The organism is Lysinibacillus sp. FSL R7-0073 (genome assembly GCF_038009065.1).
Classification (GTDB): domain Bacteria; phylum Bacillota; class Bacilli; order Bacillales_A; family Planococcaceae; genus Lysinibacillus; species Lysinibacillus fusiformis.
On record NZ_JBBPAS010000001.1, the window covers coordinates 46,779 to 62,463 of the forward strand.

The following is a 15,685-nucleotide window of genomic DNA, read 5'->3' on the forward strand; positions in this document are numbered from 1 at the left end:
CAATTTTGGCAAAAAAAAAACGGCTACATTCGTAGTCGGAAATTAAAAACTGGAGGAGGTAGAGGGATTCGAACCCCCGCGCGGTGTTACCCGCCTGTCGGTTTTCAAGACCGATCCCTTCAGCCAGACTTGGGTATACCTCCATGTTATATTGCTTTGCTGTCTTTCGACAAAAATAAATTTATCATAACTTAAAACCCAAGTCAATAATTTTTTTACAAAATATTGTGATGTTAAAAATACATAGGTAATAAATAATTTGTGCATTAAGTTGCAATTTATACAAACAGTCAGTATACTAGTTATTGCCGTGCTAGGTGGGAAGGTAGCGGTGTCCTGTAACTCGCAATCCGCTCTAGCGAGACTGAATTCCTTTTTCGAGGCTGTCCGTATTGTTTGGTCTGCCTTCTGCACGTAGTGTTGACGATTGGGTCCTGCGCAATGGATACCCATGAACCATGTCAGGTCCGGAAGGAAGCAGCATTAAGTGGTCATATCCATGTGCCGCGGGGTTGCCTAATCTGAGCTAACGACAGGAGTAACGCTTATGTGCGGCTGTCAAGGAAAGGTGCACGGCATTAAATTGCCAACTCAAAGCATCCGTCTACTATAAGGCGGGTGCTTTTTTTATTTTTTATTTAGTAACTTCATTTTATATATAAGACAGCAAATGCTATAATAAGACTATTCTATTTAATGGAGAAGGAGAGAGAAAAACAGTGACGTATCAAGCATTTTACCGTGTGTATCGGCCGCAATCTTTTCGAGAGATGTCCGGTCAAGCGCATGTCAAAAGAACGCTACAAAATGCTCTCCTAGCGAATAAAACGACGCATGCTTACCTTTTTTCTGGGCCACGTGGTACAGGGAAGACAAGTACAGCTAAAATTTTTGCAAAAGCTTTAAATTGTGAACATGCGCCTGCGAAAGAGCCTTGTAACGAATGTGCTACATGTATAAGTATTACGGACGGTTCGCATCCAGATGTCATTGAATTTGACGCAGCTTCAAATTCACGTGTTGAAGAGATTAGAGATATTATAGAAAAAGTTCGTTTTGCTCCTGCCAGCAGCAGATACAAGGTGTACATTATTGATGAAGTGCATATGCTTTCTACAAGTGCTTTTAACGCTCTTTTGAAAACATTAGAAGAGCCGCCTCCTCATGCAGTATTTATTTTAGCAACAACAGAACCTCATAAATTGCCTGCAACAATTATTTCTCGTTGTCAGCGCTTTGATTTCAAAAGACTTTCTACCAATGATATTATTGAACGTATGAAAGTTGTCTTAGAAGATATTGAGCTGCCGTATGAAGAGCAAGGCTTAAAGGTAATAGCGCAATCTGCTGCAGGGGGAATGCGTGATGCTTTAAGTTTATTGGACCAAGTAGTATCTTTCAGCGGAGAGAAGCTAAAGCTTGAGGATACATTGCTAGTTACAGGTTCAATAAGTCAGGATGTTTTTTATGATTTAGCCGAGGCACTCAAAGCGAAAGATGTTGCACAAATGCTTGCGCTATTAGAACAACTAATTGCTGATGGTAAAGATCCACTGCGTCTTTCAGAAGATTTAATTACATTTTTCCGTGATTTATTATTACTTCAAACAAGTGATGATTTAGCTGAATTATTAGAGCTCGTGTCTCCTGAGGAACGTGTATTATCCTTGGCGCATGAATTTGCACCGAATATGCTTTATGGCTATATTGATATACTTGCGAAAACTCAGCAAGAAATGCGATTTTCTCACCATACGAAAATCTATTTAGAAACGGCATTACTTAAAATGGTACAGTTTTCGGGAGGGAGCGCTAATCAAGCGGTAACTACAACGAGCGATACGGCTATTAGCCCTGATCTTGCTCAAAAAATTGTAGCGCTTGAGCAGATGGTTCAACAATTATCCGTACAATTACAATCTGGGGCTCCTGTGCAAGCATCGCAAACACCAAAAGAGCAAAGACCACGTGCTAAAAATCCAAACGGGTATAAGGCTCCGACAGGTCGTATTCAAGAGGTACTAAAGGACGCTACAAAGCAAGATGTTCAACGTATAAAATCGATTTGGGCACAAGCACTAAATCAATTGCAAAAATCTCAATCTGCGCTTTTAGCTGAAGCTGAACCGGTTGCGGCATCTTCAAGTGCTTTTGTGTTAAAATTCAAGTATGATATTCATTGTCAGATGGTTGCAGATAATCAGTCTTTAAAGGGCCACTTTACCCAGTTAATTGCCGGACAAACTGGTACCATGTACGAGATGCTTTGTATACCAGAGGAATCTTGGTTAAAGATGCGTGAAGAATTTATCCGTGATCATAGTATGCAGCACAAAAAAACATCAGCTGCATCAGAGAATGGTGAGGAATTATTAGAACCACCACCGGCAGAAATGTCGGATGAGCCATTTATCGATGATGCTCAGCCACTTGCCTCACAGGACCCACTTGTGACAGAGGCTGAAAATCTCTTTGGTAAAGATTTTGTTGAAATTATGGAAGATTAAATTTTAGGAGGAAAACATGTATGCGCGGAATGGGAAATATGCAAGGTATGATGAAAAAAATGCAAAAAATGCAAAAGGAAATGATGGAGGCTCAAGAGGCTCTCAATGCAGAGCAATTTGAAGGTGTTGCAGGTGGCGGCATGGTAAAAGTAAGTGTGTCTGGTCAACGTGAAGTTGTGTCAGTAAATCTTGATGAATCTGTAGTAGATCCAGAGGATATTGAAATGCTACAAGACTTAATCGTTATTGCTACTAATGAGGCATTAAAAAAGGTAGAAGAAAAAACGAACTCAACGATGGGTAAATTCACTCAAGGCTTAAACCTTCCATTCTAGGAGGTATTCATATGTACTACCCAGAACCAATATCAAAATTGATCGATAGTTTTATGAAATTGCCAGGTATCGGGCCGAAAACTGCGGCTCGTCTGGCGTTTTTTGTGTTATCAATGAAGGAAGAAGATGTCTTATCTTTTTCTAAAGCATTAGTTGATGCTAAACGAAATTTAAGCTACTGTTCCGTTTGTGGCAATATTACGGATGTAGACCCATGTCACATATGTACAGACAAACAACGAGATCATTCGATTATTTGTGTTGTTCAAGATACAAAAGATGTGATTGCGATGGAAAAAATGCGTGACTATAATGGCATGTACCATGTGCTACAAGGTGCGATATCACCAATGGATGGCATTGGTCCAGAGGATATTAATGTCGCTTCCTTGTTGGTCCGGTTGCACGATGAAAGTGTCCAAGAGCTTATTCTAGCTACGAATTCAACTATTGAAGGCGAGGCAACAGCTATGTATATATCTCGCCTTGTCAAACCATCAGGTATTCGTACGACCCGCATTGCGCACGGATTGCCAGTAGGTGGGGATTTAGAATATGCTGATGAGGTAACGTTATCTAAGGCGATGGAAGGTCGACGTGAGCTGTGAGTGAGGGATTAATATGTTCTTCCGTAGTAAAGGAAAGCTAAAAAAAGAGTTCGATAATAGGCTCGTAAATCTTATAAAAGAAACAAAAGAGGATTTACAACAGGCTAAGATAATAGAAGAATTAATGGACGACTATGATCTGGGGGCGATCGCTCAACGAAAAGCGGCAGAAAGCATTCATTTTTATTTATTTAAAGAAGCTAGAATTCGCAGAGTGTTAATTAAATAGTTCTATTGGCCATTCATAGAAGCAATACAGGAAACATAAACTTTCATAATTATTTTTTTGAGGGGGTAACCATATGTCTTGGTTAGTAATTATGAGTATTTGTGTTCCTGTAGGGCTTCTTTTTCTTTATGTCATAATAAGACATGCTAAGCTTGGCAAAATCTTAGAAGGATTATCTGTTTTTTGGTTTCGATTTGCATTTGCCTTCCTATTATTATTTATGATTCATTTAGGTATCGGTTATATAGGATATAATGTGCCGATTAATCTTTTCTCTGTCTTAACAATTGCCGTTTTAGGTATTCCGGGGGTTCTAGGAATAACGGCTTTAATATTTATTTTATAAAATGCTTGCAATATAATAATATTATGGTATAGTTATAGAAGTCGCCAATACAACTGGTTGAAACGAAAATTTGTTAAAAAATTTATGTTGACACAGTTTGGGTGACATGATATTATATAAGAGTTGCTGTTGAAAAAACAACAACGAACAACATGAACCTTGAAAACTGAACAAGCAAAACGTAATCAATAAATTTTTTAGTAGCTAGCTTGCTAGTGAACGAAACAAAATTTGGACATCAAAATTGATGCCAGCAAAACAATTTGAGCTAATCAAATTTCTTTTATGGAGAGTTTGATCCTGGCTCAGGACGAACGCTGGCGGCGTGCCTAATACATGCAAGTCGAGCGAACAGAGAAGGAGCTTGCTCCTTTGACGTTAGCGGCGGACGGGTGAGTAACACGTGGGCAACCTACCTTATAGTTTGGGATAACTCCGGGAAACCGGGGCTAATACCGAATAATCTGTTTCACCTCATGGTGAAACACTGAAAGACGGTTTCGGCTGTCGCTATAGGATGGGCCCGCGGCGCATTAGCTAGTTGGTGAGGTAACGGCTCACCAAGGCGACGATGCGTAGCCGACCTGAGAGGGTGATCGGCCACACTGGGACTGAGACACGGCCCAGACTCCTACGGGAGGCAGCAGTAGGGAATCTTCCACAATGGGCGAAAGCCTGATGGAGCAACGCCGCGTGAGTGAAGAAGGATTTCGGTTCGTAAAACTCTGTTGTAAGGGAAGAACAAGTACAGTAGTAACTGGCTGTACCTTGACGGTACCTTATTAGAAAGCCACGGCTAACTACGTGCCAGCAGCCGCGGTAATACGTAGGTGGCAAGCGTTGTCCGGAATTATTGGGCGTAAAGCGCGCGCAGGTGGTTTCTTAAGTCTGATGTGAAAGCCCACGGCTCAACCGTGGAGGGTCATTGGAAACTGGGAGACTTGAGTGCAGAAGAGGATAGTGGAATTCCAAGTGTAGCGGTGAAATGCGTAGAGATTTGGAGGAACACCAGTGGCGAAGGCGACTATCTGGTCTGTAACTGACACTGAGGCGCGAAAGCGTGGGGAGCAAACAGGATTAGATACCCTGGTAGTCCACGCCGTAAACGATGAGTGCTAAGTGTTAGGGGGTTTCCGCCCCTTAGTGCTGCAGCTAACGCATTAAGCACTCCGCCTGGGGAGTACGGTCGCAAGACTGAAACTCAAAGGAATTGACGGGGGCCCGCACAAGCGGTGGAGCATGTGGTTTAATTCGAAGCAACGCGAAGAACCTTACCAGGTCTTGACATCCCGTTGACCACTGTAGAGATATGGTTTCCCCTTCGGGGGCAACGGTGACAGGTGGTGCATGGTTGTCGTCAGCTCGTGTCGTGAGATGTTGGGTTAAGTCCCGCAACGAGCGCAACCCTTGATCTTAGTTGCCATCATTTAGTTGGGCACTCTAAGGTGACTGCCGGTGACAAACCGGAGGAAGGTGGGGATGACGTCAAATCATCATGCCCCTTATGACCTGGGCTACACACGTGCTACAATGGACGATACAAACGGTTGCCAACTCGCGAGAGGGAGCTAATCCGATAAAGTCGTTCTCAGTTCGGATTGTAGGCTGCAACTCGCCTACATGAAGCCGGAATCGCTAGTAATCGCGGATCAGCATGCCGCGGTGAATACGTTCCCGGGCCTTGTACACACCGCCCGTCACACCACGAGAGTTTGTAACACCCGAAGTCGGTGAGGTAACCTTTTGGAGCCAGCCGCCGAAGGTGGGATAGATGATTGGGGTGAAGTCGTAACAAGGTAGCCGTATCGGAAGGTGCGGCTGGATCACCTCCTTTCTAAGGATATTTTCGGAATACAAACCTTGGGTTTGTAAGATTACGTTTTGCGTTCAGTTTTGAAGGTTCATTCTTTCTGAATGAAATACTTCAAAACTTGTTCTTTGAAAACTGGATAAAACGACATTGAAATTGTAACAAACACATTTATTTTTAAGTTTTTTATAGGCTTAATAACTTGGTTAAGTTATTAAGGGCGCACGGCGAATGCCTTGGCACTAGGAGCCGAAGAAGGACGGCACTAACACCGATATGCTTCGGGGAGCTGTAAGTGAGCTTTGATCCGGAGATTTCCGAATGGGGGAACCCACTACGTTTAATCGCGTAGTATCTTGACGTGAATACATAGCGTCTTGAAGGCAGACCCAGGGAACTGAAACATCTAAGTACCTGGAGGAAGAGAAAGAAAAATCGATTCCCTGAGTAGCGGCGAGCGAAACGGGAAGAGCCCAAACCAAGAGGCTTGCCTCTTGGGGTTGTAGGACACTCAATACGGAGTTACAAAAGAGCGAGTTAGATGAAGCGACTTGGAAAGGTCCGCCAGAGCAGGTAAAAGCCCTGTAGTCGAAAGTTCGTTCTCTCCTGAGTGGATCCTGAGTACGGCGGAACACGTGAAATTCCGTCGGAATCCGGGAGGACCATCTCCCAAGGCTAAATACTACCTAGTGACCGATAGTGAACCAGTACCGTGAGGGAAAGGTGAAAAGCACCCCGGAAGGGGAGTGAAAGAGATCCTGAAACCGTGTGCCTACAAGTAGTTAGAGCCCGTTAATGGGTGATAGCGTGCCTTTTGTAGAATGAACCGGCGAGTTACGATTACGTGCGAGGTTAAGCTTTAGAAGGCGGAGCCGCAGCGAAAGCGAGTCTGAATAGGGCGAAATAGTACGTGGTCGTAGACCCGAAACCAGGTGATCTACCCATGTCCAGGGTGAAGGTAAGGTAACACTTACTGGAGGCCCGAACCCACGCACGTTGAAAAGTGCGGGGATGAGGTGTGGGTAGCGGAGAAATTCCAATCGAACTTGGAGATAGCTGGTTCTCTCCGAAATAGCTTTAGGGCTAGCCTCGTGATGAGAATACTGGAGGTAGAGCACTGTTTGGACTAGGGGGCCATCCCGGTTTACCGAATTCAGACAAACTCCGAATGCCAGATATTTATACACGGGAGTCAGACTGCGAGTGATAAGATCCGTAGTCAAAAGGGAAACAGCCCAGACCACCAGCTAAGGTCCCAAAGTAATCGTTAAGTGGAAAAGGATGTGGCGTTGCACAGACAACCAGGATGTTGGCTTAGAAGCAGCCATCATTTAAAGAGTGCGTAATAGCTCACTGGTCGAGTGACGCTGCGCCGAAAATGTATCGGGGCTAAACGATTCACCGAAGCTGTGGATTGACATCTACGATGTCAGTGGTAGGAGAGCGTTCTAAGTGCGTTGAAGTCAGACCGGAAGGACTGGTGGAGCGCTTAGAAGTGAGAATGCCGGTATGAGTAGCGAAAGACGGGTGAGAATCCCGTCCACCGTATGACTAAGGTTTCCTGAGGAAGGCTCGTCCGCTCAGGGTTAGTCGGGACCTAAGCCGAGGCCGATAGGCGTAGGCGATGGACAACAGGTTGATATTCCTGTACCACCTCCTCACCGTTTGAGAAATGGGGGGACGCAGTAGGATAGGGTAAGCGCGCTGTTGGTTATGCGCGTCCAAGCAGTAAGGCGTGTGTGTAGGCAAATCCGCACACTGTAACGTTGAGCTGTGATGGCGAGTCCGTATGGACGAAGTTCCTGATTTCACACTGCCAAGAAAAGCCTCTATCGAGGTGAGAGGTGCCCGTACCGCAAACCGACACAGGTAGTCGAGGAGAGAATCCTAAGGTGTGCGAGAGAACTCTCGTTAAGGAACTCGGCAAAATGACCCCGTAACTTCGGGAGAAGGGGTGCTCTTGAGCGTGCAAGCGCATGAGAGCCGCAGTGAATAGGCCCAGGCGACTGTTTAGCAAAAACACAGGTCTCTGCAAAACCGTAAGGTGACGTATAGGGGCTGACGCCTGCCCGGTGCTGGAAGGTTAAGAGGAGTGGTTAGCGCAAGCGAAGCTGCGAATTGAAGCCCCAGTAAACGGCGGCCGTAACTATAACGGTCCTAAGGTAGCGAAATTCCTTGTCGGGTAAGTTCCGACCCGCACGAAAGGCGTAACGATCTGGGCACTGTCTCAACGAGAGACTCGGTGAAATTATAGTACCTGTGAAGATGCAGGTTACCCGCGACAGGACGGAAAGACCCCGTGGAGCTTTACTGTAGCCTGATATTGAATTTTGGTACAACTTGTACAGGATAGGTAGGAGCCAGAGATCTCGGAGCGCCAGCTTCGAAGGAGGCGTCGGTGGGATACTACCCTGGTTGTATTGAAATTCTAACCCATGCCCCTTAGCGGGGCAGGAGACAGTGTCAGGCGGACAGTTTGACTGGGGCGGTCGCCTCCTAAAAGGTAACGGAGGCGCCCAAAGGTTCCCTCAGAATGGTTGGAAATCATTCGTAGAGTGTAAAGGCACAAGGGAGCTTGACTGCGAGACCTACAAGTCGAGCAGGGTCGAAAGACGGGCTTAGTGATCCGGTGGTTCCGCATGGAAGGGCCATCGCTCAACGGATAAAAGCTACCCCGGGGATAACAGGCTTATCTCCCCCAAGAGTCCACATCGACGGGGAGGTTTGGCACCTCGATGTCGGCTCATCGCATCCTGGGGCTGTAGTCGGTCCCAAGGGTTGGGCTGTTCGCCCATTAAAGCGGTACGCGAGCTGGGTTCAGAACGTCGTGAGACAGTTCGGTCCCTATCCGTCGTGGGCGTAGGAAATTTGAGAGGAGCTGTCCTTAGTACGAGAGGACCGGGATGGACACACCGCTGGTGTACCAGTTGTCTTGCCAAAGGCATCGCTGGGTAGCTATGTGTGGACGGGATAAGTGCTGAAAGCATCTAAGCATGAAGCCCCCCTCAAGATGAGATTTCCCATTACGCAAGTAAGTAAGATCCCTCAAAGACGATGAGGTAGATAGGTTCGAGGTGGAAGTGTGGTGACACATGGAGCTGACGAATACTAATCGATCGAGGACTTAACCAAAAAAAGTTTGAAACATTCAATGAACCGTTTATCCAGTTTTGAAAGAACAATTTCTTTTATGAAGGGTTTCAAGATACGAGTAGTTCGAGGAAGCAATGGAGAGAGGGAAGGAGCGTACTCAAGTACGTGACTGACTGAACGACAGAAGCTGACGAAGAAATGCGATGTATATTGAAAGCCGACTATAGTCTAGTGATGATGGCAAAGAGGTCACACCCGTTCCCATACCGAACACGGAAGTTAAGCTCTTTAGCGCCGATGGTAGTTGGGGGCTTCCCCCTGTGAGAGTAGGACGTCGCTAGGCAATTGTAACCGCTGAGATATATTATCTCTGCGGTTTTTATTTTTGTCTGTCTTTGTAAGCATAAACAATGGTAAAATCAAATGGTAAAAATTGGGTAAAGGGGATGAAATAGAGTGGCAACAGGATTATATACTAGTGAAGCAATTTATATACAGAGAGAAAAGTTAGAGAGCTTTATTCAAAATAGAGAAAAGTGGGCTGTTTTAATACCAGGTTATTTGCATCATGAATTGCTAAATGAAAATAATATGATTTGGGTCTTTCAAGGTGACTTTGGCATCATTCAAAAGGCTGTGAAAGTCGAGCTTCAAATGAAATCTTCAGAACCGCATCAAGTCTTATTTGATTTAGTCGGCTTATCTGATCCGATAAATGGTGATGGCTCATTTGAAATTAAACAGCATCAAGATGAATCACTCCAACTTACAGGTAGCTTAACAATGAAGGCCAGTGGTTTTTTAGCAGGAATGATGAATCCCGTATTAGAAAAATTTGTTCCACAATTGGTGGAGCAACTCGTTAGACAAATGGCTTTGACGGTAGCAAAAGAATAATAGTTTCATTTTTAAAGGGTGGAGAACCGATTATTGCAGAGGTGGCAATGGTCGGTTTTTATAATAGTAAGGCATTTTACCTGAAAAATTATAACTTTACCTGTAAATAAAGAGCACCTTGCTGAGAGATGACTTTTTTATCGCGTTATAATCTCGTATAATTAGGTGAGAATATAATGAAAATGGGTGTTTGTTTTGCAAAAGAAAAAGCCGATTATAGAGGGATTAGAACGTTTTCGACAACAACAAAATATTTCTTTTCATGTCCCAGGCCATAAGCATGGCGAACTGTCTCATCTTCCGCAAGCATTTAAGGATGTTATGCGTTATGATATAACTGAATTATCAGGACTGGATGATTTGCATTATCCTGAGGAAATGATCTTAGAAGCAGAGCATTTATTAGCTGATACATATGGAGCGATGAAAAGTTTCTTTTTGGTAGGTGGCTCTACCGTTGGAAATTTAGCAATGATTTATGCTACTTGTCAAAAAGGCGATACCATTATTGTTCAAAGGAATGCGCATAAATCTATTTTTCATGCCATCGAACTTGTTGGAGCCAAGCCTATTTTCGTGTCACCGATATGGGATGAACGAACATTAACCGCAACACATGTTACTTTTCAGGATTTAAAGGAAGCTGTAGAAAATTATTCAGAGGCGAAAGCGGTTGTTTTAACATATCCTACTTATTATGGGGTGACCTCTAATGAAATACAGCAACAAATTGCTTATTGCCATGAAAAGGGGATCCCTGTATTGGTGGATGAAGCACATGGCGCTCACTTTGGTGCATGTTCATTATTTCAACCATCAGCTTTGTCTCTTGGGGCAGATGTTGTCGTACAATCAGCGCATAAAACACTACCTGCGATGACGATGGCATCCTTTATGCATGTGAGATCGGAATTAATAGAAGCTGAAAAAATCCATCACTACTTACGTATGCTACAATCTAGTAGCCCATCTTATGTTTTATTAGCTTCACTAGATGATGCTCGTTATTATGTACAGACATATATGGAGAGTGATGGGGCATATATAATAGAAAAAAGGAATCAATGGGTTGAAGCATTACGATCGGTTGGCTCTTTGGAAGTTATTGAAGTAGATGACCCTCTCAAATTACTTTTACGTGTCAAAGATTATAGTGGCTTTCAATTACAGAAGGCACTAGAGGCAGAGCATGTCTATGGGGAGCTAGCTGATAGGAATCAAGTTTTATTCATATTACCATTACTCAAGCAAGGACATACCTATCCATTTGCTGAAATAAGAGTCCGAATAAAGGAAGCCGTAACATTGCTATTAGAAACAGCAAAAACTGATAGCAGCCAGGCTTCTCAAGCAGCTTATAAGTTTATTCCGATAACAGAGCCTATTTATACCTTCAATGAGATTGCATCTTTAAATAAAGAATGGTTACCATATATGCGAACAATGGGACGAATATCAGCAAGTATGATTATTCCTTATCCACCTGGCATTCCATTGCTAGTGCCCGGAGAAAGAATAACAGTAGCAAAATTAAGTCAATTAGAAGAACTACTAGCAGCAGGTGCAACATTTCAAGGAAATCACCGTTTAACAGAAAAAATGATTCAGGTCATTAAATAGTTGGAGGCAATTAACAGCATGAAGAGCAATTTATTTATAACATTTGAAGGTCCAGAGGGAGCAGGGAAAACAACAGTCATTCAAAAGATCGCAGAGCGGTTAGCAGAAAAAAATATTGATGTTCTAGCAACAAGAGAACCTGGTGGAATTGAAATTGCAGAAAAAATAAGAACGATTATTTTAAATCCTGCACATACAGCAATGGATGAACGAACAGAAGCATTGTTATATGCTGCAGCAAGAAGCCAGCATTATTTTGAACAGGTTCAACCTGCTTTAGATGCTGGGAAGTTGGTAATATGTGATCGTTTTATCGATTCATCTTTAGCCTATCAAGGTTATGCAAGAGGTATAGGTATTGATGAGGTGCTTTCCATTAATGAATTCGCTATCGGAAAGAAATTACCTGATATGACGATATTATTTGATATTGCACCAGAAGTAGGGTTAGCACGTATTTATGCAACGGGAAATCGCGAAGTAAATCGTTTAGATGTTGAAAGTTTACCGTTTCACCAAAAGGTGCATGAAGGATATTTACTACTCGTTGAGCGTTATCCAGAACGTATACGTATTGTGAATGCTGACCAAGATATTGATAGTGTTGTTGAAGATGTATGGTCATTATTATTGGACGCAATACAGTAAATACATGAAGTTGTCTATAACTATGTGATATAATGATACTATCCATTATTTTATCTTCAATTAGATTATTAATAGTGGAAGTATTAAAAGTTTAGGAATAATATTGAAACCTATTTAGGTTAATTTTATAAAAGGGGTGAGTGCGAATGAAGTTAGTCGTAGCTGTAGTGCAGGATCAGGATAGCAGCCGCTTATCAAATGCTTTAACGAAAAATCAGTTTCGCGCAACTAAATTAGCGAGCACAGGAGGATTTTTACGTTCAGGAAATACGACGTTTCTTATAGGAACTGAAGACTCTCTCATACCCAAACTTTTAGATATTATTCGGGATAATTGTCGTGCTCGGGAGCAGATGGTTGCGCCAGTTTCTCCATTAGGGGGAAATGCTGATTCCTATATTCCTTATCCTGTGGAGGTTGAGGTAGGAGGAGCCACTGTCTTTGTTTTACCGATTGAACAATTCCATCATTTTTAAAAAAGAGCCTCCTCATAAACATTAGGGTTCACTGTTTGAAAGGCAGAATCAAGGCCTATTTGTTATCCTAAAGCAATCATGCTGAGGAGAAATAGATAAAGATCGTGGGGGCGAAACAAGCTTGAAAATTAATCAAGATATACGCGTCGGGTTAAATACAAATCGTAAAGAGCCACTACAAAATAATAATCAAAATAACCGATTTGGGGATATGGTCGTCAAGCAAGGAACAAAGTTGCAAACTGAGCAATTGACAAGGTTGTTAGGGGATATATCTACTGCAGGTGACCGAGTTGCGAGATCGCGTAATTTACGAGAACTTGCTAGGTTTAAAATGCTAGTTAAACGATTTCTACAAGAGACAGTAGAACATGGTATGGAATTAAAGCAATCTCATACTTGGAATCGTTTTGGTGAAGGAAGACGTTTAAAAATCATTGATACGATTGATACACGTCTGGTTGAACTTGCGCAAGATCTTTTAGACGAAGAGAAAGAAGCGATTGACCTCCTTGATAAAATCGGTGAGATTAAAGGCTTACTAATTAACTTATATATGTAAAACCCGTGTCTCATTCTCCTATAGGCGCGGGCTTTTTTCGAATATTTACCTTCATTCAATAATAGTAGACCCATGATCAATTGAAAACCAATAGCGTTTAAATACTACTCATTTCAATTTGGAGTCAAGAATATCTGTTAATTAAGAACGCAGTGATTATCTTCCCGAATGTGAGGCGACGGTGGCAATTTTACGCAAAACGCAATCGCCAATAAAGAACTACTGCAATGTTTCTATCGAAAGTTAAGAGTGGGAACAGTCCCATCTTTACAATAGAAACAGGAAGGAATTTTAAATATATGGCCAAGAATGTTGAAGAGCTATTCGCGCTACAACCAGTTGTAATGAAGCAACTTCAAACGATTTTTGTCAAAAATAGATTAGCACATGCATACATTTTTGATGGTGAAAAAGGGACAGGCAAAGCAGATATTATGCATTTTTTTGTCAAACTAATGCTATGTGAGCACCCAAATGAAAATGTTCCATGTGAAACATGTCGAAATTGCAGACGTGTTGATTCAGGAAATCATCCAAATATTCATCAAATTTATCCAGAGGGTCAATTTATTAAGATTGATCAAATGCGTGAATTAATTGGTGAAATGAAAATGATGGGCGTGGAAGAGGGACGCAAAATCTATGTTCTTCATCATGCAGATCGTCTCAACACGGCCTCAGCCAACATGATACTTAAATTTTTAGAGGAGCCGGATGGTGAGGTTACTGCTATTTTATTAACAGAGCAAATGCAATCGATACTACCAACGATCCGCTCGCGTTGCCAACACATAAAATTCCAAAAAATGCCCCGTCATGTTTTATTACAGCATTTACAGGAAAATAATATTTCGCATTCGATGGCTTCAACCGTAAGTATGATGACGAACGAGCTCGAAATGGCGATATTTTTAGCAAGTGATGAGCAGTTTGCACTTGCTCGAAAAACAGTGTTAAAATTAGTAGAAGCTATTCGGCAAAATGTACATGAGGCCATGCTTATTGTGCACGAGGAGTGGCTACCACACTTTAAAGAAAAAAGCGAAATAGAGCAAGCATTGGATTTACTACTATTTGCTTACCGTGATATAGTGTCAATAAAAGCTAATCCCGAGGCAGCTTGTACTTATCCAGACATGTTACCACTATTCAAAGAAGTCGCGTTATATTCCACTTATGAGCAATTGTCTAAGCAAATGGAATCTATTTTACAGGCGCGTGCATCTTTACAGCGTAACATGAATAGGACGTTATTGATGGAGCAGTTAATGCTAAATCTGCAGGAGGGATATACATTTGTATAATGTAGTAGGAGTCCGCTTTAAAAAAGCGGGTAAAATATATTATTTTGATCCAGCATCATTTCTATTAGAAGATAGTCAATATGTTATTGTTGAGACAGCGCGTGGCGTCGAATATGGTAAAGTAGTTGTCCCTCAAAAAGTAGTAGGTGATAATGATGTCGTATTACCACTTAAACAAGTACTTCGACCAGCGGATGATCGTGATCGTATACAAGTAGAAGAAAACGCTGCTGAGTCAAAACGAGCATTTGAACTTGCAAGTACTAAAATTATAGAACATAATCTAGAAATGAAGCTTGTAGATGTTGAATATACATTTGACCGTAATAAAATCATTTTTTATTTTACAGCTGAAGGACGAGTTGACTTCAGGGATCTTGTAAAAGATTTAGCTTCGGTATTTAGAACACGTATCGAACTTCGCCAAATCGGTGTTCGTGATGAAGCAAAATTATTAGGAGGCATTGGGCCTTGTGGTCGTATGCTATGTTGCTCTACATTTTTAGGAGATTTTGAGCCAGTTTCTATAAAAATGGCTAAAGATCAAAACTTATCTTTAAATCCTTCAAAAATATCAGGACTTTGCGGACGTTTAATGTGTTGCTTAAAGTATGAGAATGATGAGTATGAAGAGGCAAAAGAAGGTATGCCAGATTTAGGTGAAGTAGCTATGACACCAGATGGCCGCGGTAAAGTTGTAGGTTTAAATGTGCTGGAAAGACTTATTCAAGTATATTTACAAGAGCAGGAGCGCACAGTTGAGTATACACTAGAAGAACTGCTAGCATGCGAAAAAAATCTTATTTAAGATAGAGAATTTAACGAGGTGGCTTGGGTGAAGGACCGTAATTTCTTAGATACCGTTATGGAGTTCGAACAACAGCTCGAAGCAATGCAGGAGCAATTTGGTGCATTGAAACAATTTGTAGCGTTAATGATGGAAGAGCATAAGGCACTTGAAACAGAAAATCATCATCTTCGCACACGTCTAGAAGAACTACTTTCAAATACACACTCCGTACAAGCTGCTGAAGTAAAGAAAGAGAGTCCGCTAGATATAGGTGAAGGCTATGATAACCTAGCTCGTCTATACCAGGAAGGTTTCCATGTTTGTCATGTTCATTTTGGAAGCTCTCGAAAAGGTGAAGATTGTCTGTTTTGTCTATCATTTTTAAATAAACAAAATGTATAATAGAAGGCTGATTCCCACCACGGTGGTATCAGTCTTTTCTTTTGTAGCATAGGAGGAA

The 15,685-nt window shown here is 42.2% G+C and carries 13 protein-coding genes, 1 tRNA gene, 3 rRNA genes and 1 other RNA gene; 17 read left to right on the forward strand and 1 reads right to left on the reverse strand.

Going from position 1 to position 15,685, the window contains the following annotated elements; translation table 11 throughout:
- Nucleotides 1–50 precede the first annotated feature (50 nt).
- Nucleotides 51–143 (reverse strand) — tRNA-Ser (locus MKY88_RS00215).
- 165 nt (nucleotides 144–308) lie between these two features.
- On the opposite strand from MKY88_RS00215, the gene ffs reads away from it, so the two are divergent.
- From ffs to yabA, 17 genes are all read left to right on the forward strand, one after another.
- Nucleotides 309–576: signal recognition particle sRNA large type (gene ffs / locus MKY88_RS00220), an RNA gene on the forward strand.
- A 143-nt stretch (nucleotides 577–719) separates the two neighbouring features.
- Entirely contained in the window at nucleotides 720–2,507 is a 1,788-nt protein-coding gene (dnaX, locus tag MKY88_RS00225) for a DNA polymerase III subunit gamma/tau (protein ID WP_193833520.1), read from the forward strand.
- A gap of 20 nt (nucleotides 2,508–2,527) precedes the next feature.
- Nucleotides 2,528–2,842: a YbaB/EbfC family nucleoid-associated protein gene (locus MKY88_RS00230; RefSeq protein WP_069483075.1), complete on the forward strand. Its 315-nt coding sequence runs from the start codon at nucleotides 2,528–2,530 to the stop codon at nucleotides 2,840–2,842.
- Nucleotides 2,843–2,853: 11 nt separating this feature from the next.
- The gene (gene recR / locus MKY88_RS00235) at nucleotides 2,854–3,450 is read left to right on the forward strand and encodes a recombination mediator RecR (protein ID WP_036122001.1); all 597 of its coding nucleotides are present in this window, start codon (nucleotides 2,854–2,856) and stop codon (nucleotides 3,448–3,450) included.
- A 13-nt stretch (nucleotides 3,451–3,463) separates the two neighbouring features.
- On the forward strand, nucleotides 3,464–3,679 hold the full coding sequence (locus MKY88_RS00240) for a YaaL family protein (RefSeq protein ID WP_036122003.1): 216 nt from the start codon (nucleotides 3,464–3,466) through the stop codon (nucleotides 3,677–3,679).
- 73 nt (nucleotides 3,680–3,752) lie between these two features.
- Nucleotides 3,753–4,025, forward strand: a complete 273-nt coding sequence (locus MKY88_RS00245; RefSeq protein ID WP_008179699.1) for a pro-sigmaK processing inhibitor BofA family protein — start codon at nucleotides 3,753–3,755, stop codon at nucleotides 4,023–4,025.
- A gap of 282 nt (nucleotides 4,026–4,307) precedes the next feature.
- Nucleotides 4,308–5,859 (forward strand): 16S ribosomal RNA (locus MKY88_RS00250).
- 180 nt (nucleotides 5,860–6,039) lie between these two features.
- Nucleotides 6,040–8,967, forward strand: a 23S ribosomal RNA gene (locus tag MKY88_RS00255).
- 188 nt (nucleotides 8,968–9,155) lie between these two features.
- Nucleotides 9,156–9,271 (forward strand): 5S ribosomal RNA (gene rrf / locus MKY88_RS00260).
- The 16S, 23S and 5S rRNA genes sit together here, the layout of an rRNA operon.
- Before the next feature lie 113 nt (nucleotides 9,272–9,384).
- On the forward strand, nucleotides 9,385–9,825 hold the full coding sequence (locus tag MKY88_RS00265) for an SRPBCC family protein (RefSeq protein ID WP_258270515.1): 441 nt from the start codon (nucleotides 9,385–9,387) through the stop codon (nucleotides 9,823–9,825).
- Nucleotides 9,826–10,020: 195 nt separating this feature from the next.
- Complete coding sequence (locus tag MKY88_RS00270; RefSeq protein ID WP_445669160.1) at nucleotides 10,021–11,445, forward strand: aminotransferase class I/II-fold pyridoxal phosphate-dependent enzyme; 1,425 nt, start codon at nucleotides 10,021–10,023, stop codon at nucleotides 11,443–11,445.
- An 18-nt stretch (nucleotides 11,446–11,463) separates the two neighbouring features.
- Nucleotides 11,464–12,093 (forward strand): dTMP kinase, encoded by a 630-nt coding sequence (tmk, locus tag MKY88_RS00275; RefSeq protein ID WP_340812821.1) that lies wholly within the window; start codon nucleotides 11,464–11,466, stop codon nucleotides 12,091–12,093.
- A 146-nt stretch (nucleotides 12,094–12,239) separates the two neighbouring features.
- Nucleotides 12,240–12,569, forward strand: coding sequence for a cyclic-di-AMP receptor (locus MKY88_RS00280; RefSeq protein WP_004229230.1), 330 nt, complete (start codon nucleotides 12,240–12,242; stop codon nucleotides 12,567–12,569).
- Between the two features lie 121 nt (nucleotides 12,570–12,690).
- Nucleotides 12,691–13,131, forward strand: a complete 441-nt coding sequence (locus MKY88_RS00285) for a YaaR family protein (RefSeq protein ID WP_008179711.1) — start codon at nucleotides 12,691–12,693, stop codon at nucleotides 13,129–13,131.
- Between the two features lie 299 nt (nucleotides 13,132–13,430).
- Nucleotides 13,431–14,435: a DNA polymerase III subunit delta' gene (gene holB, locus MKY88_RS00290; protein ID WP_069483071.1), complete on the forward strand. Its 1,005-nt coding sequence runs from the start codon at nucleotides 13,431–13,433 to the stop codon at nucleotides 14,433–14,435.
- The gene (locus MKY88_RS00295) at nucleotides 14,428–15,243 is read left to right on the forward strand and encodes a PSP1 domain-containing protein (RefSeq protein WP_008179715.1); all 816 of its coding nucleotides are present in this window, start codon (nucleotides 14,428–14,430) and stop codon (nucleotides 15,241–15,243) included. The genes holB and MKY88_RS00295 overlap by 8 nt, the downstream gene beginning before the upstream one ends.
- A gap of 27 nt (nucleotides 15,244–15,270) precedes the next feature.
- Nucleotides 15,271–15,627: a DNA replication initiation control protein YabA gene (gene yabA, locus MKY88_RS00300; RefSeq protein ID WP_025116340.1), complete on the forward strand. Its 357-nt coding sequence runs from the start codon at nucleotides 15,271–15,273 to the stop codon at nucleotides 15,625–15,627.
- Nucleotides 15,628–15,685 lie beyond the last annotated feature (58 nt).